At 66.2% G+C, this 20519-nt stretch carries 19 protein-coding genes and 1 tRNA gene; 11 read left to right on the top strand and 9 right to left on the bottom strand.

Translation table 11 applies throughout. The features are described from left to right. Nucleotides 1-94: 94 nt before the first annotated feature. Nucleotides 95-544 (bottom strand): hypothetical protein, encoded by a 450-nt coding sequence (locus AC5RUP_RS01535; protein WP_494091062.1) that lies wholly within the window; start codon nucleotides 542-544, stop codon nucleotides 95-97. 177 nt (nucleotides 545-721) lie between these two features. Here AC5RUP_RS01535 and AC5RUP_RS01530 point away from each other — a divergent pair, with 177 nt between their 5' ends. Next, entirely contained in the window at nucleotides 722-1168 is a 447-nt protein-coding gene (locus AC5RUP_RS01530; protein WP_494149737.1) for an iron chaperone, read from the top strand. Between the two features lie 80 nt (nucleotides 1169-1248). Here the strand turns inward: AC5RUP_RS01530 and AC5RUP_RS01525 are convergent, their stop codons facing one another. Next, nucleotides 1249-3069 (bottom strand): calcineurin-like phosphoesterase C-terminal domain-containing protein, encoded by a 1821-nt coding sequence (locus tag AC5RUP_RS01525; protein ID WP_494153578.1) that lies wholly within the window; start codon nucleotides 3067-3069, stop codon nucleotides 1249-1251. A gap of 238 nt (nucleotides 3070-3307) precedes the next feature. On the opposite strand from AC5RUP_RS01525, the gene AC5RUP_RS01520 reads away from it, so the two are divergent. Next, nucleotides 3308-3805 carry a DUF456 domain-containing protein gene (locus AC5RUP_RS01520; RefSeq protein ID WP_494065187.1) on the top strand — a complete coding sequence of 166 codons (498 nt, stop codon included), beginning with the start codon at nucleotides 3308-3310 and terminating at the stop codon, nucleotides 3803-3805. A 79-nt stretch (nucleotides 3806-3884) separates the two neighbouring features. On the opposite strand, the gene AC5RUP_RS01515 is transcribed toward AC5RUP_RS01520, so the two are convergent. Next, nucleotides 3885-4346 (bottom strand): Lrp/AsnC family transcriptional regulator, encoded by a 462-nt coding sequence (locus AC5RUP_RS01515; protein WP_493989860.1) that lies wholly within the window; start codon nucleotides 4344-4346, stop codon nucleotides 3885-3887. A gap of 291 nt (nucleotides 4347-4637) precedes the next feature. Further along, nucleotides 4638-5783, bottom strand: a complete 1146-nt coding sequence (locus tag AC5RUP_RS01510; RefSeq protein WP_494149739.1) for a thermonuclease family protein — start codon at nucleotides 5781-5783, stop codon at nucleotides 4638-4640. Between the two features lie 337 nt (nucleotides 5784-6120). On the opposite strand from AC5RUP_RS01510, the gene AC5RUP_RS01505 reads away from it, so the two are divergent. From AC5RUP_RS01505 to AC5RUP_RS01495, 3 genes are all read left to right on the top strand, one after another. After that, a complete protein-coding gene (locus tag AC5RUP_RS01505; RefSeq protein WP_494065185.1) occupies nucleotides 6121-6495 on the top strand; it encodes a VOC family protein in 375 nt (124 codons plus the stop codon). A 114-nt stretch (nucleotides 6496-6609) separates the two neighbouring features. Further along, nucleotides 6610-6682, top strand: a tRNA-Ala gene (locus AC5RUP_RS01500). 434 nt (nucleotides 6683-7116) lie between these two features. Beyond that, nucleotides 7117-8307, top strand: coding sequence for an NAD(P)/FAD-dependent oxidoreductase (locus AC5RUP_RS01495; RefSeq protein ID WP_494149740.1), 1191 nt, complete (start codon nucleotides 7117-7119; stop codon nucleotides 8305-8307). 158 nt (nucleotides 8308-8465) lie between these two features. Here AC5RUP_RS01495 and AC5RUP_RS01490 read toward each other — a convergent pair whose 3' ends face one another. Continuing rightward, entirely contained in the window at nucleotides 8466-8951 is a 486-nt protein-coding gene (locus AC5RUP_RS01490) for a MarR family winged helix-turn-helix transcriptional regulator (protein ID WP_494149741.1), read from the bottom strand. A gap of 386 nt (nucleotides 8952-9337) precedes the next feature. Here AC5RUP_RS01490 and AC5RUP_RS01485 point away from each other — a divergent pair, with 386 nt between their 5' ends. The 6 genes from AC5RUP_RS01485 to AC5RUP_RS01460 all read left to right on the top strand — a co-directional run bounded on the left by AC5RUP_RS01485 (nucleotide 9338) and on the right by AC5RUP_RS01460 (nucleotide 15976). Next, the gene (locus tag AC5RUP_RS01485) at nucleotides 9338-10267 is read left to right on the top strand and encodes an EamA family transporter (RefSeq protein ID WP_494149742.1); all 930 of its coding nucleotides are present in this window, start codon (nucleotides 9338-9340) and stop codon (nucleotides 10265-10267) included. Between the two features lie 203 nt (nucleotides 10268-10470). Then, nucleotides 10471-11514 carry an alpha/beta hydrolase family protein gene (locus tag AC5RUP_RS01480; RefSeq protein ID WP_494153577.1) on the top strand — a complete coding sequence of 348 codons (1044 nt, stop codon included), beginning with the start codon at nucleotides 10471-10473 and terminating at the stop codon, nucleotides 11512-11514. Between the two features lie 169 nt (nucleotides 11515-11683). Next, a complete protein-coding gene (locus AC5RUP_RS01475; protein ID WP_494149744.1) occupies nucleotides 11684-12034 on the top strand; it encodes a heavy-metal-associated domain-containing protein in 351 nt (116 codons plus the stop codon). Nucleotides 12035-12099: 65 nt separating this feature from the next. Continuing rightward, entirely contained in the window at nucleotides 12100-14277 is a 2178-nt protein-coding gene (locus AC5RUP_RS01470; protein WP_494153576.1) for a heavy metal translocating P-type ATPase, read from the top strand. Between the two features lie 50 nt (nucleotides 14278-14327). After that, the gene (locus AC5RUP_RS01465; protein ID WP_494153575.1) at nucleotides 14328-14996 is read left to right on the top strand and encodes a DUF305 domain-containing protein; all 669 of its coding nucleotides are present in this window, start codon (nucleotides 14328-14330) and stop codon (nucleotides 14994-14996) included. Nucleotides 14997-15205: 209 nt separating this feature from the next. Beyond that, nucleotides 15206-15976, top strand: a complete 771-nt coding sequence (locus tag AC5RUP_RS01460) for an alpha/beta hydrolase (RefSeq protein ID WP_494153579.1) — start codon at nucleotides 15206-15208, stop codon at nucleotides 15974-15976. Nucleotides 15977-16014: 38 nt separating this feature from the next. Here AC5RUP_RS01460 and AC5RUP_RS01455 read toward each other — a convergent pair whose 3' ends face one another. The 4 genes from AC5RUP_RS01455 to AC5RUP_RS01440 all read right to left on the bottom strand — a co-directional run bounded on the left by AC5RUP_RS01455 (nucleotide 16015) and on the right by AC5RUP_RS01440 (nucleotide 20451). Then, nucleotides 16015-17016 (bottom strand): LLM class flavin-dependent oxidoreductase, encoded by a 1002-nt coding sequence (locus AC5RUP_RS01455; protein WP_494153574.1) that lies wholly within the window; start codon nucleotides 17014-17016, stop codon nucleotides 16015-16017. A gap of 57 nt (nucleotides 17017-17073) precedes the next feature. Beyond that, nucleotides 17074-18339, bottom strand: a complete 1266-nt coding sequence (locus tag AC5RUP_RS01450; RefSeq protein WP_494158221.1) for an N-acetylglucosamine-6-phosphate deacetylase — start codon at nucleotides 18337-18339, stop codon at nucleotides 17074-17076. A 14-nt stretch (nucleotides 18340-18353) separates the two neighbouring features. Beyond that, nucleotides 18354-19103, bottom strand: coding sequence for a glucosamine-6-phosphate deaminase (locus AC5RUP_RS01445; protein ID WP_494153374.1), 750 nt, complete (start codon nucleotides 19101-19103; stop codon nucleotides 18354-18356). A gap of 250 nt (nucleotides 19104-19353) precedes the next feature. Beyond that, nucleotides 19354-20451: a DNA alkylation repair protein gene (locus AC5RUP_RS01440; protein WP_494153375.1), complete on the bottom strand. Its 1098-nt coding sequence runs from the start codon at nucleotides 20449-20451 to the stop codon at nucleotides 19354-19356. Between the last annotated feature and the right edge of the window lie 68 nt (nucleotides 20452-20519).

Here is a 20519-nt window from a genome sequence, read left to right as displayed (position 1 = left end):
CCGCCATGCGCACGTCGATTCCCCGACCTCGTCGCCGCTCCGGGCTCAGGCAGCCCCGCTCGGGGCCGGGCCGGCGGGCTGGCCGCGGGACCGGCTAGTCGATGAAGGCCGCTTTCGAGCTGTACTCCTGATAGAGCCGCGCAGCGTCGCCGACCGGCAGCTGGCCGTACTTCAGGGCGGTCAGCAGCCCGTCGAGCTGCGCGCTGGCGGACTCGGCCGTTGAGATCTGCTCCGCGCTGTTGCGTGAGTTGGCAAGGCCGGACGCAATCGCCGCGGCAAGGGAGAGGATCGATGCCAGGATGCAGATGACCTGCCATACGACCGACGTGCTGGACAGCGAAAAAGCGCCTGCCACCGCCGTGTTGAAAGTGTTTTGACCGAAGCCCGGGCCCGCCGTCAACGCGGCGACGACCGAGCTACCAACGACGCTGACACTGGTCAGGCGGTTGCGTTTGGGACGGGCGCGGCGAAGAAACGCCCTGATCTCATCGCGGCGCTGGTCGATTTGCCGGGTCAGGTCCTGGCGGTTCTGTGCGTCGTCCATGATGTCCCCGCGCCTTCCGTTTAACCAGCCCCGCCCTGTGGCCGCGAGGTATCGCTGCACCGTATATCAGATTGCCCGCCGACGGCTACGTTTTTTTCACGGTGCGAGCAGGATTCGAGAAGCCCGCGCCCCAAGCGGCTGCTACTGTCGGTCGTGGTTCGTACAAGGGAGATCGAGATGAGCACCAACCAGAAGTCCGATGCGGGCGGCTTCTCGGAGGCCGAGCGGGCCGCCATGAAGGAGCGGGCCCAGGAGCTGAGGGCACAGGGCCGCAGCGGCCAGAAGAAGGCCGACAACGAGCGCGCCGTGCTCGACGCGATCGCCGAAATGCCCGACGCCGACCGTGTCCTCGCGGAACGCATTCACGCGCTCGTCACCGCGAACGCGCCGGAGCTTCTTCCCAAGACCTGGTACGGGATGCCCGCGTACGCCAACACGGACGGCAAGGTCGTCTGCTTTTTCCAGGGCGCGGCCAAGTTCCAAGCCCGCTACGCCACCTTTGGATTCAACGACGCGGCCACGCTCGACGACGGGCCGATGTGGCCGGTCTCGTTCGCAATAGTGGAATGGACCCCGGCGGTGGAGGAGAAGTTCGAGGCGCTCGTCAAGGCCGCGGTAGCCTAAGCGCCCCACCGGCCAGCGGAAGGCCAGCGACGGCGGGTGGCTGCGTGACGCAACCACCCGCCGTCGGACTTCAGGCAGGGTTACTTGACGACCTCAAAGGTGATGGTCTCGGTGAACTCGCGGCCGTGCACGTCGGTCGCGGTGACCGTGGCTGTGTGCTCGCCGACGGCCAGGCCGGCCGGCAGTTCGAGTCGCCACAGGTGGGAGGTGCGGTCGTGCAGGCCGCCGCCGTGCACAAACTGCTCGATGGTGGCGGTGGGATCGGTGTACTCGGCACCAATCAGCGGGACGTCGTCGTCGGTCATCGACTGGGTGCGAGTGGCTTCGGTGCTTTCGCCGCCATCGATGGAGACCTTCACGGTGGAGCCGGTGGAGCCCATCCAGAAGTTGGTGGTCAGCCAGGTCTCACCGAGTTCACCTTGGGCCACCGCGTTCGGGTTCGCCGGGGACGGGGCTTTGCCGCGCTGGTTCTTGTATTCGTCGAACCAGGCGCGGTAGGCGGGGGAGTTGATGCCCAGAGCCATCTGGTCGGAGCCGTCGTCGCCGGTGGCTGTGAAACGCTCGCGGACCTCCGTGTTCTTGATATCCAGGGTCAGGATGCCGGGAGGGGTCCCATCACGCTGGATGGCGGTGGGGAAGCCCTCCGCGAGCACCCGGCCGTTGTACCAATGGCCGGACACTGCCGGGACGGTCAAGTGGGTGAACGGCAGGCCCGTGTCGCCGAGCTCGTCGCGCCAGCCGACCATGAGGTCGCCCTCCCGGAGGTTCTCCGACATGTGGGTGTGCCCGCCCAGTGAAACGACTTCGCGGGTCTCGAGTATCCCGTAAATCGCCTGCAGCTGCTTCGTGGTGTGAGAGTTGCTGTAGTAGAACTCGAGCAGCGGGCTGTGGCCGGCCAGCACGATCACCCGGTCCTTGGGCACCTTCGCGATGTCCTGGCGCAGCCATTCGAGCTGGCGCTCGCCCAGGGCGTACGTGTAATTGCTCTTCTTCGCGGGGATCGCCGTCGGATATTCGATGTTGCTCATGGCGACGACGTGGGCCTTGCCGGCGTCGTACGAGTAGTATTCCGGGCCGAACTGGCTGCGGTAAGTGTCAAACTCGTGCTCGCCGTCGAGGGCGTCGAAGTCGAGATCGTGGTTGCCGGGCAGAAACCGGGCCGGACCGTTGAGCTTGGCGGTCAGTTCCCGGGTCTGCTCGAAAAGAGACAGGTCATCGCCCACAATGTCGCCGATGAAGAGCGCGCCGCAGCCGGCGTAGTCGGAGCGGGCGGCCAGGTCGGCGAAGGCGCCGTTCTGCGCGAACTCCACCTCTTTTTGGTTGTAGGTTTGGACGTCGGCGCCGAATGCGCAGTGTTGGTCCGGGGACTGGGTGAGCTTGCTCTTGGCCAGCGGGAAGTTGACCTTGTCAGGCAGCGCTCCGGTCGGGGCGATGCCGCCGAACTTCAGGTCTGGGGATCCCTCCGGCAGGTGGTGGTAGAAGAACTGGGCGACGTTGTCGTCGTCCACCGGCACCTGGTAGCCGCGGGGTTGGGTGACGAAGACGGTCATGTTGTCGAACGCCGGCAGTTCGTAGCGGCCATGGCTGTCCGTGGTGACGACGTCGCGGCCGTTGGAGACGGTGACACCGCGCAGGCCCGGTTCGTTGACGTCTTGCCTGGAGTTCTTGTTCTTGTCATCAAAGACGGTGCCGTCGAGGGTCTGCTGGTCGGCATCCGAAGCATCAACGACGTCGATGCCTCCCCGGTAGGCAGAGGCGGCCCACTCAGCGTCGACGGGGGTGGGAGCGGCGGTGGCGGCGGGGCCGAGCATGGAGCCGGCAGCCAGCAGGGCCAGGGCCCCGCCGGTCAGGCGCAGGGGCCGGGACAGCCAGGCTGGTTTCGGAATTGGGGACGCGTGCACGAATTGGACCTCCGGTTGAGTGATGGCCGGCCGTTGGAGGTGGCCGGCCCCTCAACTGTTGCCCGTGCGAATGAACGGGGATCGAAGGGGAAACGAGGTGCGCGCCACGTTTTAGTGACACGCCCAGCCAGCCGCGCAGGCGCCGCCCGCAGCAGGTCCTGTGAATACTGCCCGCATACCACCCTCGACTGGACAGGCCTGCCAGGATCCGCCCGGCGCGCCCCAGTAGGCTGGGTGGGTGGAAGCCCAGATACTCGCGACCGTCTTCTGCGGTCTGCTCATCGCCGTCGGCATTGCCGGCATCGTCGTCCCCGTGCTGCCCGGCACCATCACCATCGGCATCAGCCTGCTCGTCTGGGCCATAGTGCTGCAGAGCACTTTGGGTTGGGTGGTCTTCGCGATCGGGATGGTGTTCGTCGCCGCCGGCATGCTGGCCAGCCTGGTACTCACCGGGCGCCGGCTGAAACAACGGCAGGTGCCCAACTGGTCAATCCTGGCGGGCGTGCTGGTGGGTGTGGTCGGGATGTTCGTGATCCCCGTCGTCGGGCTGTTCATCGGGTTTGCCGCCGGGCTCCTGCTCAGCGAATACGCACGACGGCGGGACTTGGGCCAGGCGGTCGGGGCCAGCTGGGCGGCGCTCAAGGCCGTGGGCCTGGGCATGCTGGTGGAGCTCGGCTGCGCGTTTACCGCCGGGGCCGTCTGGGTGATCGGTGTGCTGGCGCACTTCTTCTTCTAGCGGTTTGCCCCCGGGCCGGCCTTCCCAGCCACCGGCTCTTTTGCACCGGTGCGGCGGTGCCGACGCTGGCTCCGAACGGTCAGTCCTGCTTCAACAGGCCCGTGGTGCGGTAGGGAATCACCTCGCGCAGGAACATCTGCGTGGAGGTGCGGGTGATGCCGGGGCAGAAACGGATCTCCTCGCTCACCCGATACAGATCGTCCGGGCTGCTGGCCACCACCCGGATCAGCAAGTCCGTATCGCCCGCCGGGGCGTGGCATTCCAGCACTTCCGGAATCTTCCGGAGCGCTTCCACGGCATCGTTGAGCTTGCTCTGGTCCAGTTCCGCACTCACCATGGCCATCACCCCGCGATTTAGCGCTTCCGGCAGCACCCGGGCCGAGTGCGTGCGCAGGCAACCCGAGGCAGCCAGGCGCTCAAGCCGCGAGTGGACGGTGCCGCGGGCCAGGCCGAGCCGCTGGGCCAGCATCATCACCGGAATGCGCGGGTCCTCATCCAGCGCCAGCAGGATCCGCCGGTCGGTCGCATCGAGTTGCTGCAAAATGACCACTTCCTGTCGAACGCTGTGCGACTGCTTGAACAGTCTGATCAATTGTAAGCCCAGCGCTTGCACGGATTGTCTGCAAGGTGCTCTGATACTTATCAGATCGGGCGAAGCCACAAGCTGTTAGTCCGTTGAGGTACACAGTTCAGGCCCACGAAGCCGGAGCAGTGTTTGCGGGCCCGCGAAGCCCGGACCTTGTTGTTCACACAGCTGAAGACCCCTGCCAGTCCGGATGCGGACCGCCAGGGGTCTTGCTGGTTGGTGCCGTGAAGGGCTAAGGGCTAAGGGCTAAGGGCAGGGCGTCCACGAACGGCCGCCGGGTGCATAGCATCGGGGTCCGGTGTAGCCAGGGTAGGGATTGGAAGCCGGAGGTGCGGGGGCAGGAGCCTGTTGCTGTTGTTGGCGCCACTGCCGTTCTGCTTCGGCAATTTGCGCTTGCCTGGTGATTTCGGCCTGCCGGGCCGCCTCAGCCGCGGCAGCGGCCTGTGCTGCCGCTTGCTCGGCCGCCGCCCGTTCCGCTTGAGCGCGTTCCTTGGCCGCCTTCTTTTCAGCCGCAATCCGTTTCGCCTTGGCCTTCGCTTCCGCCTTCCGCTTTTCCTCGGCCGCTTTCTTCTCGGCGGCTGCCTTGTCCTCGGCAACCTTGAGCTTGTCGCGTTGGACCGACAGTTGTTGATGTTTCGCTTCGCCGGCTTTTATGGCGTCCGACAACTGGCTGCTGAGTTGCTTCCGGTCAGCACTCGATAGAGCCGCCCACAGCACGGCATCTGCCGTGTGAGAAGCAGTGTGGAGCGTGGAGTCCATCGCCTTTGCTGCTGCGATGGTCAAGGCCAAGGCAGTTACTGCCTCGGCTGTCGCGGACGAAGTGTCGGCCGGATTGCCTGCGGCTGTCGCCTCTACCTGTTCAATTGCCTCTTGGACTTGTCCGGGAATGGTGCAACCGATCGACGGGTCATACATGCCCTGCTCTGTTCCCGCTGCTTCCGACTGAGCCTCTTGCACCTGGCTCAGGTACTTCCGGTTGGGCTCGTAGTAGACAGCGTGCCCTAAGCCCCGTCTGGCAATCTCTGCGTTTACCAGGGAGTCGCCGACGAAGACTGCTGCCAACGTGCGGCCATACCGGTCGTGACGCTCGACGTCGAAGTCGAGGCGGACCTTCGTGCCGGGCGGAGCGAGCTGTTCAAGATTCTGTGTCGCCTCGTGTCCCAAACATTCAACCGGCTGGCTGGGATCTTTGGTCTCAGGAGTATCGACGTTGAGGAGCCGTACCGTTTCTTCCCGGAAGTTGTAGTTGATGACCAACGTATCGCCGTCAACGACGCGCACGACCGAGCCTTGATCATGATTCACGGCTCCAACGACGGCGAGGCTTCCGGCTGCTATCCCGGCAGCGGCGACGGCAGCGACGGCAGTTTTCCCGACGATTGTGCTCGTCATGCCTATCCATGCGCTTGAAAGGGCTGCGCCCAAGGGTGTGACCATTGATCCCCCAACAGTTTCTTATCCGGTATTGGTAAAATGAAGAGTATTCATTTTCCCCCATGCCTCGGAGAATCGACGCAGGGCTCGCAGTCGGCTGTAGCGTTTTACTCCAGAGAGGTAGCGACTGCCGGGGCTTGAGTGGGCTCACGTCTTCCCCAAGGTTCCCCGCGCCTGCAACACTGTTGAGCAGGAACCTGCGCTGTGATGGATCACCACCGGCCAAGCGCCACGGCCGGAAACGTGGGGACAAGCCCTGCACATTCACGGTTGGGTCGACCCGGGAGGGGTTGCCATGAAGCTCACCAACAGCAAGGCCTACAGCGGTATCGCCGTTCATGATCTACAGGAGGCGCAACGCTTTTACCGCGACACTCTTGGCCTGAAAACGTCCGAGGAGTATGGCCTGATGTGGCTGCATCTGGCCGGCGGCCGGGACACGCTTGTTTATGAACAGCCGGACTCCGTTCCAGCCAGCTTCACGATCCTCAACTTTCAAGTGGATGACATCGAAACGGCCGTGACCGGACTGGCCTCGCAGGGAGTGCGGTTCGAGCGTTATGAGGGTTTTGCCCAGGACGACAAGGGCATCTTCCGCGAAGAAGGCCCCTACATCGCATGGTTCAAGGATCCATCCGGGAACGTGCTGTCCGTTCTGCAGGAGAAGTAGTAGTCCGAGCACGACGCGGACGGTACATCAAAAAGCTTTGGATTCATTTGGTATGCACGCGGGTCGATGCGCTACCCTTACACACGTGTGATTGCGCGGGTAACACGCGCATCCGGGGCTTTAGCTCAGTTGGTAGAGCGTTTCGTTCGCAATGAAAAGGTCAGGGGTTCGATTCCCCTAAGCTCCACTGAAGATGCGGGTCTTCTGTGGTTCCGGCTAGCAAGATACACACTTTCCACACACGCCTTGGCAGTGATAAGGGCCTCGAGGCCAACGTTCGCTCTCGTCGTCATGCCGCCAAATCAGGGCGCAGAAACCGCGGACGCGCCGGTCGCGCTGGTGCTCGCAGCCGCCAATCGCGACCCCGCGCATATGCCGTCACCGGCCCGCTACCGCCAGAACCGCCGGCCCAACGGCGGTTCCAGGACCCGCGGCTGGTCGCGGATCCGCCGCCGTAACGGCACGGCCCCATCCTGCGCGGACCGCTGTTTTGGAGATCAAGGCAGACGTTCAGGACCCGGTCCCGGCTCGCTCGCGCCTTGACGGACGGCCCTGGGCGCTGTGGACTGGGCGGATGCGGCAGCGGCGGGGGCGCGGCCGCCATCGACGGAAGGCCGAAACATGGACAAGCACCATCAGATAGTGGTTGTTGGAGGCGGCAATGCGGGAATCTCGCTGTCCGCGCGGCTTCGCCGGCAGAACGTTGAGGACATCGCCATCATCGAACCTCGGGACCAGCACTACTTCCAACCGCTGTTCTCCCACATAGGAGCCGGAGCTGCACGGATGGCCGAAGCAGTCCGCGCCCAAACGGATGTCATGCCGAAGGGGGTTGACTGGATCCGCGGGGAGGCGGCCGACGTGCGGCCGGAGGAGAACGTCGTCGTCCTGGCCGGAGGCGATCGCGTTGGTTACGAGCACTTGGTGGTCTGTCCGGGCCTGCAGTTGGACTGGGACGACGTTCCCGGGCTGGCCGAGGCGATGGCCTCGCCGCACGGCTCGTCCAATTACGACGCCGAGCTGGTTCCCAAGACCTGGGACCTTGTGCGAGGGCTGCGCTCCGGCCCCGCCGTATTCACTCAGCCGCCCGGGCCCGCAAAGTGCGCAGGTGCCGCCCAAAAAATTGCCTACATGGCCTGCGACTACTGGCGCGGACAGGGCGTGCTGCAGGACATAAATGTGCACTTGGTGGTGCCCACGCCTACCGTCTTCGGGATGCCGGAGGTGGACCGGGAGCTGGAGCGCAAGATCAGCGAGTACGGGATCACGCTGTGGACCTCCACCACCGTAGCCTCGGTTAATCCTGAGGCACAGACACTGGTGCTGCACGGCTCCTCGGGGGACCGGGAGGTCCGGTACGACCTGCTGCACGCGGTTCCGCCGCAGTCGGCGCCGGACTGGTTGAAAGCCACTTCACTGCCGCCGCGGGGGAGCAGTGGCGGCTTTGTCGAGGTGGATCCAGAGATTCTGCGCCATCCGCGATTTCCCAATATCTGGTCCCTCGGCGACGCCGCCGGAACACGGAACTCCAAGTCCGGCGGGGCGCTCCGCAAGCAGACCACGGTACTGGCGAAGAACCTCACCGCTGTCCTGGCCGGGCGCGCGCCTGGCGCGCGTTACAACGGCTACTCAGTCTGCCCGTTCACGCTGAGCCGCCGCACCGCGTTCTTTGCCGAGTTCGATGACCAATACCGCCCTCAACCGAGCTATCCGGTCCTCAGGATGGCAAAGGAACGGCGCTGGCAGTGGGTAATGGACCGGCGGATCCTCCCGCAGGTCTACTGGCACCTGATCCTGAAGGGACGGGCCTGAGCGTCTCGTCATCTTGCTCGTGTTCCTTGGAAAAGAGAGCCGGCTGTATCCCTGGTCGGCATGAAGCAAGGTGTGAGGCTAGATCCTGTTGAGTTCGGCACTGTTGACGTCGAGCCGCATCTTCGACGAACGCTCTTCAAGCAGTGACGGGGGTCCCGCTAGCTGAAGCCCGATTCGAGCTTCGCCAGGAGCGAGGCCAGGGAGTCTCTCTCGGCTTTGCTGAGTGAGCTAAGCAAATCGTGCTCGGTTCGGACGTGGTCTGGTAGTGCCTGCTCGATAAGGACGAGACCCCTGGATGTTAGTGTGACCTGTTTGCCCCGGCCGTCCGCTTCGTTTTTTGAGCGGGTGACCAGACCCTTTTCTTCAAGCCGGTTTAGTCTCTGGGCGATGGCGGCAGAGGTAACCATGGCACTGCTGGTCAATTCACTAGGGCTCAGCGTGTAGGGGGCTCCGGACCTCCGAAGGGTTGCAAGAACGTCAAACGATGCGGAGTCCAGCCCGTGATCAGCGAAGGTGCGTGCGAGCCTGGTGTCGATCATTCTGGAGATGCGTGAAAGGCGACCGATCACCGCCATGGGAGAAACATCCAGGTCGGGACGTTCGGCAGCCCACTGGCCCAGGATCGATTCCAAATGGTCGTTCATACGCTCCAACCTATTATGTGCTGATGAATCTGGTTTTCATGTGCCGGTTCAAACCCATTCAGATGCTCGGGAACGGCTGATGCCGCGCCGGGCCAGATGGCGTTGAACAGATGGCCGGTCTGTACATCAACTCCCGAACGTCGAAGAGACCATTGCAAATATCTAAGTGCTTAGCTATTATACCTAAGCACTTAGATATCTCACTCCTTGAGTAGCTCCAAGATGGGACGCTCCAAATCCGTCAGTTGACACGACAAACGGGTCCGGAGCACGCGATGCGGATGAATAGCCTCTCGAACGGGGTGAAGCATTCCTTCCTGTCGGTCCGCCGTGCGGCGACAGGCCGGCCTGCGGCAGCAGCTCAAGCACATCCGTTAGGGGGAAGCATGGCCGGCGCCGCCGTCATCCTGCTTACTGCCATCGCGCCACTTGCCTGGGGGACCACCTATGTGGTGACCTCCGAGCTGTTGCCGGAGGGCTACCCGTTGTTCTCCGCGATGATCCGGGCACTGCCCGCCGGGATCATCGGGCTGGTTTTCACCCGCCGGCTGCCGAGGGGAGGGTGGTGGTGGAAGGCGGTGGTGCTGGGCATGTTGAACATCGGGGCGTTCTTCCCGTTGCTGTTCGCGGCCGCCTACCGGCTGCCAGGCGGGGTGGCCTCCGCCCTCGGGGCGACCCAGCCGCTGATCGTTGCCCTGCTCGCCGTGATCGTGCTCCGGGAGCGCTTGTCGGGCTGGCGGCTGGGCTGGGGCTTCATCGGTCTGGCCGGCGTCTCCCTCGTAGTTCTCCGCTCCACCGCGGTGCTGGATGCCACCGGAGTCGCAGCCGGACTGGCCAGTGCGGCCGCAATGGCTGCCGGCGTCACTCTCACCAAGCGATGGGGCCGGCCTCCGGGGGTTGGGCCTGTTGCGCTGGCAGGCTGGCAGCTGACTGCCGGCGGCCTGTTCCTGCTGCCGGTGACGTTGTTGCTGGAAGGCATCCCGCCACACCTGGACCTCCCGGCGGTTGCTGGCTATGCGTGGCTGGGGACTGTCGGCGGGCTCGCTGCTTACGTGATCTGGTTCTGGGGCATCGGACGCATCCCGGTTGCCGCGGTGGCGGTGCTGGGCCTGCTGTCCCCGCTGGTAGCCGCGGCCTTGGGGGCGCTGCTGCTGGGGCAGGTGCTGGGTCCGTGGCAGGTGGTGGGCTTCGGCTTGTCCCTGACGGCGATCGTTGCCGCCCAACTGCCCGCTCCTCCCAGAGCCATGACCAGCACAACCGCTGCCCGCGGAAGACCCTTGATTCCTGCGGCGTCCCAAACCGCCAGCGACATATGAGTCCTCCCCGCATTCAGGAACCGGCTGTTCCTGTCCGAAGGCAAATGCGGCTCCCGTCCCACGATTTGGCACCCCTACTTCGAGGGGGGAACTGGCGCGGTTTTCCCAGATCCCTTACGGATGAGCCTTTACGTCCGATTGCATCCCTTAGCGCCCGTGCCGCATTCGCGCAGTGCGGCAGCACTATGAACGGAACCAGCTTGATGAAGGCCCTCATCCGCGCGCTCCTGGGAGCAGTCCTAGGGACGACCATGCTCGCGTCAGCCCTGGTTGTCAGCACTCCGGCCCAGGCCACGGCACCGCGAAACGCGACCTACCAGACCTACACCGCTCCCAACGGTGTCAGCAGCAAATACCATGTCTACACCAACGGCATCGATACGAAGAAGCCGGTCGGCGTCCTATTCGTCTTCCACGGCGACTACTCCTACCCAGCGCAGTCGTACGTCCACCACCCCAACGGGTCCATCATGAAGAAGATGGCGGCCGAGGCGGCCAAGAAGAACATGATCATGGTTCCCGTCATCACCCCGGACAAGAAAGGCGGCATCACCTGGTGGGAGGATGCCGACCGCAACGGTGACTACTTCCGGGCCCTGGCCGGAACACTGATCGTCAAATACAAGCTCGATGCCCGCCGCATCTGGTTCCACGGCTACTCCGGCGGAGCCGAGTTCATCACCTATGAACTCCTCGCAGACCGACAGGATTGGATGAAGGGCGGCGGGGCCACCATCGTCGGCGGCGGCGGATACACGGGCATGGAGACAGCCGCTCCCGCGGCGGTGAAGAAGATGAAGCTGCACTGGATCTGCGGCAGTCGCGACGGACGCGGCGGCACCAGCTTGAAAACCTGGTCAGCCCTGGGCAGCGCCAAGAGCGCTGAGAAAAAATACAAGAGCCTCGGGTTCACCAACACGAAGATGACCATCCTCCCGGGTGTCACGCACTACACCTATGACATGCCGAAGCTGATCGCCAACGACTTGAAGGCACTGCCGGCCGCCGTCGCCCCGGCCAAGGCCAAGTCCGGCGATGTTGCAGCCGTGGACTCCGCAGGCAAGCTCTACCTATATCCGTCAGCCAAGGGGAGGGACTTGAACAAGCGCTCCTACGTTTCGGCCGGATGGGGAGCAGCGCGAGCGGTGGAGATCGCCGACTGGAACGGCGACGGCAGCACCGTAGCCCCTACGCTGGGACTGTGGCCACCGCCGCAGCAGCATCCCCAGCCCCTGCCCGCCCCTTGACTTATACCCCCCGGGGGTATAAGTTCAGACTCACCGGAACAAGCGTCACGAGCCCGCCAAGGCTTCAACGCAGTGAAGGTCCTCACCGGCTTCGGCGGCGGAGCGTCATTCCCCTGGTCTGGCGTTCCCACTTCCCGCAGCCAGCACCACGATGTGTGAGGAGAACACCATGGCCGAATCCCTCGAGCGGGAACTGTCCCTGACCGCCAAGTCCGCACAAGGATGCACCTGCTGCGCCCCGACCGGCGCCTCCGGAAAACGAACCGAGCGCCGCGAGCCGAAGGCTTCGTCAATGTTGTCGGCCGTTCAGGCAGAGTACCGGGTTGCCGGCATGACCTGCGGACACTGCGCCTCCAGCGTTACGGATGCACTTGGTGCTCTCGACGACGTGAGCGATGTGAAGGTCGCCCTCGTGCCCGGCGGCATTTCCACTGTCACCCTTCTGGCCGTATCGCCGGTCAGCGAGTCCGCCGTCCGGTCGGCCATAGCCGACGCCGGCTACGAACTTATTGCCTCCTGAAGATCAGGTTCCCCGCTAAGGGCCGCCCCGCTTCCAAAGGCAGGGGCGCCCGCGAAAGAAGAGTCATGAAAAGCGAGCATTCGCAGCACCTCTACAATTCCGGCCAGCAGACCCAAAGCCCTGGCCCTGAGCACCGCCATCCGGGCCAGGGCCCGACGGTGACCGACCACGAATCGCACGGGCAGGCCATGCCGGACGGACCCGTCCATTCGGCGGTGGACGAAGAACATGCCGTCCATACGCATGGCCAGCACGCCGGGCACAGTACGGCGATGTTCAAGAACAAGTTCTGGCTGTCTTTGGTCCTGTCGGTCCCAGTAATCTTCTTCAGCCCGATGTTCGCCATGCTCCTGGGCTACACCATCCCGGAGTTTCCCGGGGCGGCGTGGATCCCGCCGGTACTTGGCACCATTATTTTCTTCTACGGCGGCACCCCCTTCCTGAAGGGGGCGGTGAAGGAACTGCGGTCCCGGCAGCCGGGCATGATGCTGCTGATTGGAATGGCCATCACGGTTGCCTTTGCCGCCTCGTGGATCACGACGCTCGGCATCGGCGGGTTCGACCTGGACTTCTGGTGGGAACTGGCGCTGCTGATCGTGATCATGCTGTTGGGCCACTGGATGGAAATGCGTGCACTGGGCTCCGCGCAGGGAGCACTCGACGCGCTGGCCGCCCTGCTGCCGGATGAGGCGGACGTGGTCAACAGCGATGGAAGTGTCCGAACCGTGCCGGTCGGGTCCCTCGCCACCGGCGATATCGTGCTGGTGCGCTCCGGCGCCCGCGTGCCGGCAGACGGGCAGATCATCGACGGCGGCGCCGAGTTCGACGAATCGATGATCACCGGGGAATCCAAAGCCGTCGCCCGGGCGGCCGGCGATACGGTGGTCGCCGGTACGGTCGCCACGGACAACTCGGTGCGGGTGCGGATTACTGCCGTGGGCTCCGACACGGCGCTGGCGGGCATCCAGCGCCTCGTGGCCGAGGCCCAGGCATCATCGTCCCGGGCCCAGGCCCTGGCCGACCGGGCTGCGGCCCTGCTGTTCTACTTCGCGCTGGTGGCCGGCATCATCACCTTCGGGGCCTGGCTGCTGCTCGGAAGTCCCGATGAGGCCGTCGTCCGCACCGTGACCGTCCTGGTCATCGCCTGCCCCCATGCGCTGGGCCTGGCCATCCCGCTGGTCATCGCTATCTCCACCGAACGCGCCGCGCGCTCCGGCGTCCTGATCAAGAACCGCATCGCCCTAGAGCGGATGCGCACCATCGACGTCGTCTTGTTCGACAAGACCGGCACGCTGACCGAAGGCGAACACGCGGTCACGGCCGTCGCCGCAGTCGAGGGTGTGACCGAAGGCGAGCTGCTGGCCCTGGCTGGCGCCGCCGAATCCGACAGCGAACACCCCGTCGCCCGCGCGATCGTCCGGGCTGCCGCCGAGCATTCCGAGGCGGCACGACTGGGCCTGACCGGACGCAACTTCACCTCCAGCACCGGCCGGGGCGTGCGCGCCGTGGTTAACGGGGCCGACATCTCCGTGGGCGGGCCGAACATGCTCCGGGAGTTGAACCTGGCCGAGGCGGCGGAGATAGCCCAAGAAACCTCGGCCTGGATGGATCGGGGCGCCGGTGTGCTGCATGTGGTCCGCGACGGCAAGATTATTGGGGCGCTGGCCCTGGAAGACAAGGTCCGCCCTGAGTCGCGGGCGGCGGTCAGGGCCTTGCAGGAGCGCGGGCTCAAGGTCGCCATGATCACCGGGGACGCCCGCCAGGTCGCCAACTCCGTGGGCCGCGACCTGGGCATCGACGAGGTCTTCGCCGAGGTCCTGCCGCAGGACAAGGACAAGAAGGTCACCGAACTGCAGCAACGCGGCCTGAAAGTGGCGATGGTCGGCGACGGCGTCAACGACTCGCCAGCCCTGGCCCGCTCCGAAGTCGGCATCGCCATCGGAGCCGGCACCGACGTGGCGATGGAATCTGCCGGCGTCGTGTTGGCGGGCAACGACCCCCGGTCCGTGCTGTCGATGATCGACCTGTCCCGGGCCAGCTACCGGAAGATGGTTCAGAACCTGATCTGGGCCACCGGCTATAACATCATCGCCGTGCCGCTGGCCGCCGGTGTGCTTGCCTTCGCCGGGGTCGCCATCTCCCCGGCCATTGCGGCGATCCTGATGTCCGTTTCTACCATCGTGGTCGCCCTCAACGCCCAGTTGCTGCGGCGGATTGACCTGGACCCGGAACGAATCCAGTAGCAGTGCGGAGCCACACCCGCACGAGCAAGCTATTTCGAAGGAACAAAATCATGAAGCATGACCTGACCCTGTCCGCTGCCGCCCTCGCCGTCGTCCTCGCGCTCGCCGGCTGTGCAACCGGAGACTCCGGCGGCCAAACCGCCCCTGCGCCGACCGCCGCGACCACGGGGACGGCGCCTCAGGCCGGCGCGGAAACCGGCACCGAGCACAACGACGCCGACACGATGTTCGCGCAGATGATGATCCCGCATCATCAGCAGGCAGTGGAGATGAGCGAGACCATGTTGTCCAAGGAAGGCCTGGACGCGCGGATCACCGAGCTGGCGACCCGCATCAAGGAAGCACAGGGCCCGGAAATCGACCGGATGGCCGCCATGCTTGAAGCCTGGGGAGAGCCGGCCGGTATGCCTTCGGACGCGGCCGCCGGCGGCATGGAAGGCCACGACATGCACGGCGCAGAATCCGGGGAAGCCGGCATGGGTGCCATGGAAGGAATGATGTCGGAGGAGGACCTGGCACGGCTGGCGTCCGCGCAGGGCCCCGAGGCTGCCAGGTTGTTTTTGACCCAGATGATCGCCCACCATGAAGGTGCCGTGAAGATGGCCGAGCAGGAAGTCGAGCAGGGCTCCAACCCGCAGGCCAAGGAAATGGCACAGACCTTCATCGAAGACCAGGAAGGCGAGATCCAGGAAATGGAGGAACTCCTCGCCAGCCTCTGACCGCTCTCCCGCCGGTGAACCTTTCTCGTCCGGGCCGGGTGTGCAATTTCGGGAAGGATGAATGCGTGACTTTCACAGCGACGGATCGCAGGTACGAACCCTACGTCCGTCCTTTCGACCCATCGGTGGAACGCCGCGCTGAAACCTGGGCCTGGCGCGGGTGGGACGTACATATTGAACACGTCGGGTCCCCTGAAGCGCCGGTGCGGATGCTTCTGGTGCACGGTGCAGGAGGAAACGCTGCGGCCATGTGGCCTTTTGCCGCGCATCTGTCGCAACTGGGAGCCCTCGTCACGCTCGTTGACCTTCCGGGCTATGGACGTACGCGTCCCCGCGGAAGCGCGCGCATCTCGTACCAGGATTGGCAGCGGCTTCTGGCGGACCTTGCGGTGCGGATCGCCGACCAGAGGCCGCTGCTGCTCCTGGGCGCCAGTATGGGCGGCATGCTGGCGCTGGATGCGGCTGCTGTGAGCGGCAGGGGTGACCGGGTGATCGTGACGTGCCTCCTCGACGCCACCGACCCTGACGTTCGATCGGCCGTCGTGCGTGCCCCATGGATGGCCCGTCTCGCGGCGCCCTTCCTCAAAACCATCAGCGGGCCGGTTCAGCGGATACCTCTTCCGCTGCGGTGGCTCGCCCCGATGCGGAAGATTTCCAACGACCCCGAACTATCCGCCCAGGTTTTGCGCGATTCGCGCGGTGGGGGAGGTTCCATGCCGCTGGGTTGGTTCCGGTCGTTCCTGGAGGCTGGCCCAGCAGTTCCGCCGGAGTCATATGGCGGACCGCCCGTCCTGCTGGTCCATCCGGGCGAGGATCGGTGGACCCCCACGGGGATCAGCAGCCGGTACCTGAGCCGGCTTGCCGGGAACCATCGACTGGTTGAGCTCGAGGGATGCGGACATTTTCCAGTGGAAGAACCGGGCTTCCAGAAGTTCCTCGACGTCGTCCGCGCGGAAGTCGCATCCGTGACCGTAGCGTAAACCACATCCGCCGCAGCTGCGATGGTTCACCTGAGCTGTCAGCCGAGGCCGAAGAGCGCGGCAAGCCGCCGGTCCGTGTCGGCCAGCGCGGCCGTGTCGAAGGTGTTGGTGGTGACCATGAGTTCGTTGGCGCCGGTCACCTCCAGCAGGCGTCCGAGCCGCCGGCCCACCTGCTCCGCGGTTCCGTGCACCGAGGCGGCCAGGGACTCGGCCACCAGGCGCTCCTGCCGGGAGGTCATCGGAGCCGACCGGATGGAGTCGGCGGGCGCGAGGGGCGGGAACTCCCCGCGGGTGCGGGACAGCGCCATTGCCCACGCCTCGGGCAGCAGCAGGTCCCGCGCCTCGTCGGCGGTTTCGGCAACGGCCACGGTGGCGGAGGCGATCACATATGGCTCGGGGCAAGAGGGGGAGGGCCTAAAATTCTTCCGGTAGCGCCCCAGAACCCCGCGGGCCGGTTCCGGATTGCCGCCGGTAAAGGCAGGACCGCCCACCACGACGGCGAGGCCGGTCCTGGCGGCGAGGTCCACTCCCTTGCCGGTAGCCAACACGAAAAGCGGCGTCGCACCGCCGTCGGACGGGCGGGCGGTGACGGCGGCGCTGCCGTCGAGATAGGCCATCAGTTCTGCCAGGTCCTCGCCGAAGCGGTCCGCGGCGTCCTTCTCCTGCCGCAGCGCCGAGCGTACCGCCGGCGTGAATCCTACGGAGCGTCCTATCCCGAGGTCGATCCGGCCGGGAAAAAGCGCCTGCAGGGTGGCGGCCTGTTCGGCCACCACCAGCGGTTGGTGGTTGGGCAGCATCACTCCGCCGGAGCCGACGCGGATGCGTTCGGTCTGCGATGCCACCGCGGCCATCAGCACCGTCGGAGCCGAACCGGCGATCCCCGGCACGCCGTGGTGCTCGGCCACCCAGAAGCGGTGGTAACCCAGCTGCTCGGCATGCCGTGCCCGGCGAATGGTGGCGCCCAGGGCCGCCGACGCCGAGGTGCCCTCGCGGGCGTTGGCGCGGTCCAGGATGGAGACCGGAAGGGAGGCAGGCTGCATACCAGTCACAACGTGGCCGGCGGGCTGGTATTCCATCCCCGCCGGTCGGGCCCGCGCTCAGTGACGGTCCAGCCACCGGCCCCGGCGCATGACGCCGGTGACCGCCAGGGCTTCATCGATGATTACGAGGTCGGCCAACGTGCCGTGCGCCAGGGTGCCGACGCTGCCGGCCAGGCCAATGGTCCGGGCCGGGACCACGGTGGCCGACCGGAGGGCCTGGTCGAAGGGCACTCCGGCCTCGACGGCGTTCCGCAACACGTCCATCATGCCGGCCCTTCCTCCGGCGATGGCTCCGGAGGCCAGGCGGGCCACTCCCGAGTGCACCCGCACCTCCGCCGGTCCCAGGGAGTACACGCCGTCGGATAGTCCGGCCGCCGCCATCGAATCGGTGACCAAGGCGATGTTGTCGGCGCCCAGCAGTTCGAACATGGTCGCGACGAGGTCGGGGTGCAGGTGGATATTGTCAGCGATGAGTTCCACGACCGCCTCGCCGGCCCGGGCGGCCCGGAGGCAGGCGCTCACGGCGCCGGGGGATCGGTGGTGCAGCGGCTCCATTCCGTTGAACAGGTGGGTCACCGTGGGCACCGCCGATGCCTCGCCGAACCGCCGGGCGAGGGCGGTCCGTGCCTGGCGCAGGGAGCCGGCCGCGACCGCGGTCTCCGCCGCGGTGTGGCCCAGCGAGGGGACCACGCCGTGGCTGGCCAGCAGCTCCACGAGCCCCTCGGCGCCGGGCAGTTCCGGCGCATACGTCATGGTCCGCAGGAAGCCGCGGCCGCCCGTGAGCAGCTCCCGTGCCAAGCCGAGGTCCGGTTCCAGCAACCACCGCGGGTCCTGGGCACCGCACCGTGCGGGTGACAGGAACGGCCCCTCCACGTGGATGCCGGCTATCTCGCCGTCGGCGGCGATCCGCGCGAGGACGTCGAGTCCGCCGAGCAGATCCCGGGGCGGCGCGGTCACCAGGCTCGCCAGCAGCGTGGTGGTGCCCGCAGCATGGATGCGGGCCGCCGCGCGGCGCGCGTCCGCTTCGTCGGCGGTGGGGAAATCGACGCCGAAGGCACCGTGGCAGTGCAGGTCGACCAACCCGGGGATCACCCGCTGGCCGGCGGGGACGTCGACGACGGTGTCCGCCTCGCCGGGCGGCAGGGCCTCCGCCGGACCGACGTAGCTGATCTCCGCGCCGGACACCGCAACGGCTCCGTCCCGCAGTTCACCCTCGGCGGCGTGGATTCTGCCCCGAAGGATTATCCGGCCGCCCGGCAGGGGAGCAACCTCGCGGAACGGGACGGGGGAGCCGTTGGTGCTGCCGGCGCGGTGGCGTGTCATGGCGGAATCCAGGCCTATTCGGCGGGAAACCGGGAGCCTGCCGCGACATCGGTGAGGACGGTGACGTCCGGGTGCAGCTGGAGCACCGAGGCCGGGCAGTCGGGGTCGATGGGCCCGGTCAGCGCGCGGTGAAGGATGTCGGTCTTGTCCCGGCCCTGCACCAACAACAGCAGCCGCCTGGCATCCAGGATGGTGCCCAGGCCCTGCGTGATGCAGCGGGTGGGGACGTCGTCGAGCGACGGGAAGAACCGGGCATTAGCCCGGCGCGTCGTCATCGTCAGCTCCTCGACCCGGGTCCGGGAGTCCAGGGCCGAGCCGGGCTCGTTAAAGGCAAGGTGGCCGTTGTGGCCGATGCCCAGGATCTGCAGGTCGATTCCGCCCGCCGACGCGATGGCCGCTTCATAGTCCGCAGCGGCCCGATCCACGTCGGCCCGGTCGGCGTCCGGCAGCAGGACCGACGCCCGGTCGAGCCCCAGCGGCCGGATCACTTCCCGGTCAATCACCTGCGCGTAGCTCTCCGGGTGCCCGGCCGGAAGTCCCACGTATTCGTCCAGCGCGAACCAGCGGACGCCGGACAGATCCAGGCGGCGCCGCGCCAGGGACTGATACAGCGGCAGCGGCGATGACCCGGTGGCCAGCCCGATGACGGCCCCGGGTAGCTCTTGGACGAGGCCGGCGACGATGTCGGCTGCCAGCGCGCCGATGTCTTCAGCGTCGTGGTGCGAAACCTGGAGCTTGCGTTCCTGCTCGGCCAACGGGTTCATAGGAGTCCTGTCTGCTGGATGAGTCCGCATGGACGGATGCGCGCCGCGCTGCACGTGCTTTGCGGCAAGGGCAAGTCAAACTTCATGCACTTTTCCTCGTGGGACGGGTCGGAGCCTCCGGGTGTGCCGTCAGGGCCGGCACCCCGGACAAAGGTTGCAGCAAGATTACCGGATGCTACCGGCCCAAACCGGTAGATGCGGGCGCACCATGCCGAGAGCGAATTCCAATCGTTTGCGGGCGGTGCCTGTGTCAGAGCACGACGTCGAAGCCCGCCTCGGGCGACAGCGTTCCGTTGGCCTGCACCTGGACGAGGTGCCGTCCGGGGTAATGCACGCGCGTGGTCATCTGGCGGAAGGCGTGCGCTTTGCGGAACTGCCGGGCCTCGCCCGGGGCGAGGTCGGCGACCGCCAGCTTGAAGACCTTGGGAGCCAGCGAACCGTTGGCCTTGACGTAATGGACCACGTAGTCCACCGCCACACGGGCCGGGGCGTCCGCTTCATTGCGGATTTCGACGGCGAAGCCGAGCTCCCCGGGCAGGTGGACAGTGTCCTGGTCGAGTTGCGGGCCGGCCACCGAGAGGGCGTTGGAGGTGAAACCCAGCGCTGCGAGGGCGCCGGGGTGGGCCTTCTTCACCAGGGTGCGCAGCCCGTGCCGCACCACCCGGGCGGTGTGGGCGTCCGGCGCGGCGTTCCATCGGGCCGCGGTCGCCACCACGTCGTCCGGGGCATGCCGCGAGACATCGTTCAGGTGGTTGGCCACCGAGCGGCGGACGGCTTCGCTCTCGTCCTGGAACAGCTCGTCGAGGATCGGCAAGGTGGCCGCCGGCCGGGCGACGATGCCGGGTACCCGGACGGCCCACGGCAGGTACGGCCGCGTCCCTTCGCTGGCCAGCCGCCGCACCTGTTCATCCGGGTGGGCCGTCCAGTCCCGGATGATTCCCAGCGCCCGGTCCAGGTCTCGGATCAACAACCGGCGGATGGCGAACTCGCTCGTCATCCGCGGAGTCAGTTCCGCGAGCAGTGCCATCGCGTCGTCGAAGGCCCGCTGGCTCCCGTCTTCCAAGGCGCGGGTCACGGCCGCCTCACCCACCGGCCAGAGCATCCAGCCGGTGAAGGCGCCGTCGTCCAGCGCCGCGCGGATCAGGGCGGCGGCCGGTTCGTAGCCGGCAGCCAGGTCGACGAGGAGCGCTTCCGCCAGCAAGTCGGCGCGCGCCCGCAGGGGCAGCGGGTCGAGCCGATCTCGCGCTTCCCTCAGCGCCGGCCACGCAGATTGGTCACCGGTTCCGGCCAGGGAAGTGCGCAGTTGCTCGACTGCGGCCGGCCCCAGCAGGTCGTTCATGATTCCCATGCGGTCCTCCTGCCGGCCCAATAAGCTATCCGAAGCCAGCCTATGGCTCTTCTGCCAGGTGGGCCCGC

The organism is Arthrobacter sp. Y3223151, from assembly GCF_059091125.1.
The sequence above is the reverse complement of the archived record's forward strand: the minus strand, read 5'-3'. Positions and strand labels throughout refer to the sequence as shown.

What these genes read in the sequence shown, in the direction of transcription:
- AC5RUP_RS01535 (WP_494091062.1), bottom strand. Translation starts at nt 544, where the DNA reads ATGGACGACGCACAGAACCGCCAGGACCTGACCCGGCAAATCGACCAG.
- AC5RUP_RS01530 (WP_494149737.1), top strand. Translation starts at nt 722, where the DNA reads ATGAGCACCAACCAGAAGTCCGATGCGGGCGGCTTCTCGGAGGCCGAG.
- AC5RUP_RS01510 (WP_494149739.1), bottom strand. Translation starts at nt 5,783, where the DNA reads ATGACGAGCACAATCGTCGGGAAAACTGCCGTCGCTGCCGTCGCCGCT.
- AC5RUP_RS01505 (WP_494065185.1), top strand. Translation starts at nt 6,121, where the DNA reads ATGAAGCTCACCAACAGCAAGGCCTACAGCGGTATCGCCGTTCATGAT.
- AC5RUP_RS01495 (WP_494149740.1), top strand. Translation starts at nt 7,117, where the DNA reads ATGGACAAGCACCATCAGATAGTGGTTGTTGGAGGCGGCAATGCGGGA.
- AC5RUP_RS01490 (WP_494149741.1), bottom strand. Translation starts at nt 8,951, where the DNA reads ATGAACGACCATTTGGAATCGATCCTGGGCCAGTGGGCTGCCGAACGT.
- AC5RUP_RS01485 (WP_494149742.1), top strand. Translation starts at nt 9,338, where the DNA reads ATGGCCGGCGCCGCCGTCATCCTGCTTACTGCCATCGCGCCACTTGCC.
- AC5RUP_RS01480 (WP_494153577.1), top strand. Translation starts at nt 10,471, where the DNA reads ATGAAGGCCCTCATCCGCGCGCTCCTGGGAGCAGTCCTAGGGACGACC.
- AC5RUP_RS01475 (WP_494149744.1), top strand. Translation starts at nt 11,684, where the DNA reads ATGGCCGAATCCCTCGAGCGGGAACTGTCCCTGACCGCCAAGTCCGCA.
- AC5RUP_RS01470 (WP_494153576.1), top strand. Translation starts at nt 12,100, where the DNA reads ATGAAAAGCGAGCATTCGCAGCACCTCTACAATTCCGGCCAGCAGACC.
- AC5RUP_RS01465 (WP_494153575.1), top strand. Translation starts at nt 14,328, where the DNA reads ATGAAGCATGACCTGACCCTGTCCGCTGCCGCCCTCGCCGTCGTCCTC.
- AC5RUP_RS01460 (WP_494153579.1), top strand. Translation starts at nt 15,206, where the DNA reads ATGCTTCTGGTGCACGGTGCAGGAGGAAACGCTGCGGCCATGTGGCCT.
- AC5RUP_RS01455 (WP_494153574.1), bottom strand. Translation starts at nt 17,016, where the DNA reads ATGCAGCCTGCCTCCCTTCCGGTCTCCATCCTGGACCGCGCCAACGCC.
- AC5RUP_RS01450 (WP_494158221.1), bottom strand. Translation starts at nt 18,339, where the DNA reads ATGACACGCCACCGCGCCGGCAGCACCAACGGCTCCCCCGTCCCGTTC.
- AC5RUP_RS01445 (WP_494153374.1), bottom strand. Translation starts at nt 19,103, where the DNA reads ATGAACCCGTTGGCCGAGCAGGAACGCAAGCTCCAGGTTTCGCACCAC.
- AC5RUP_RS01440 (WP_494153375.1), bottom strand. Translation starts at nt 20,451, where the DNA reads ATGGGAATCATGAACGACCTGCTGGGGCCGGCCGCAGTCGAGCAACTG.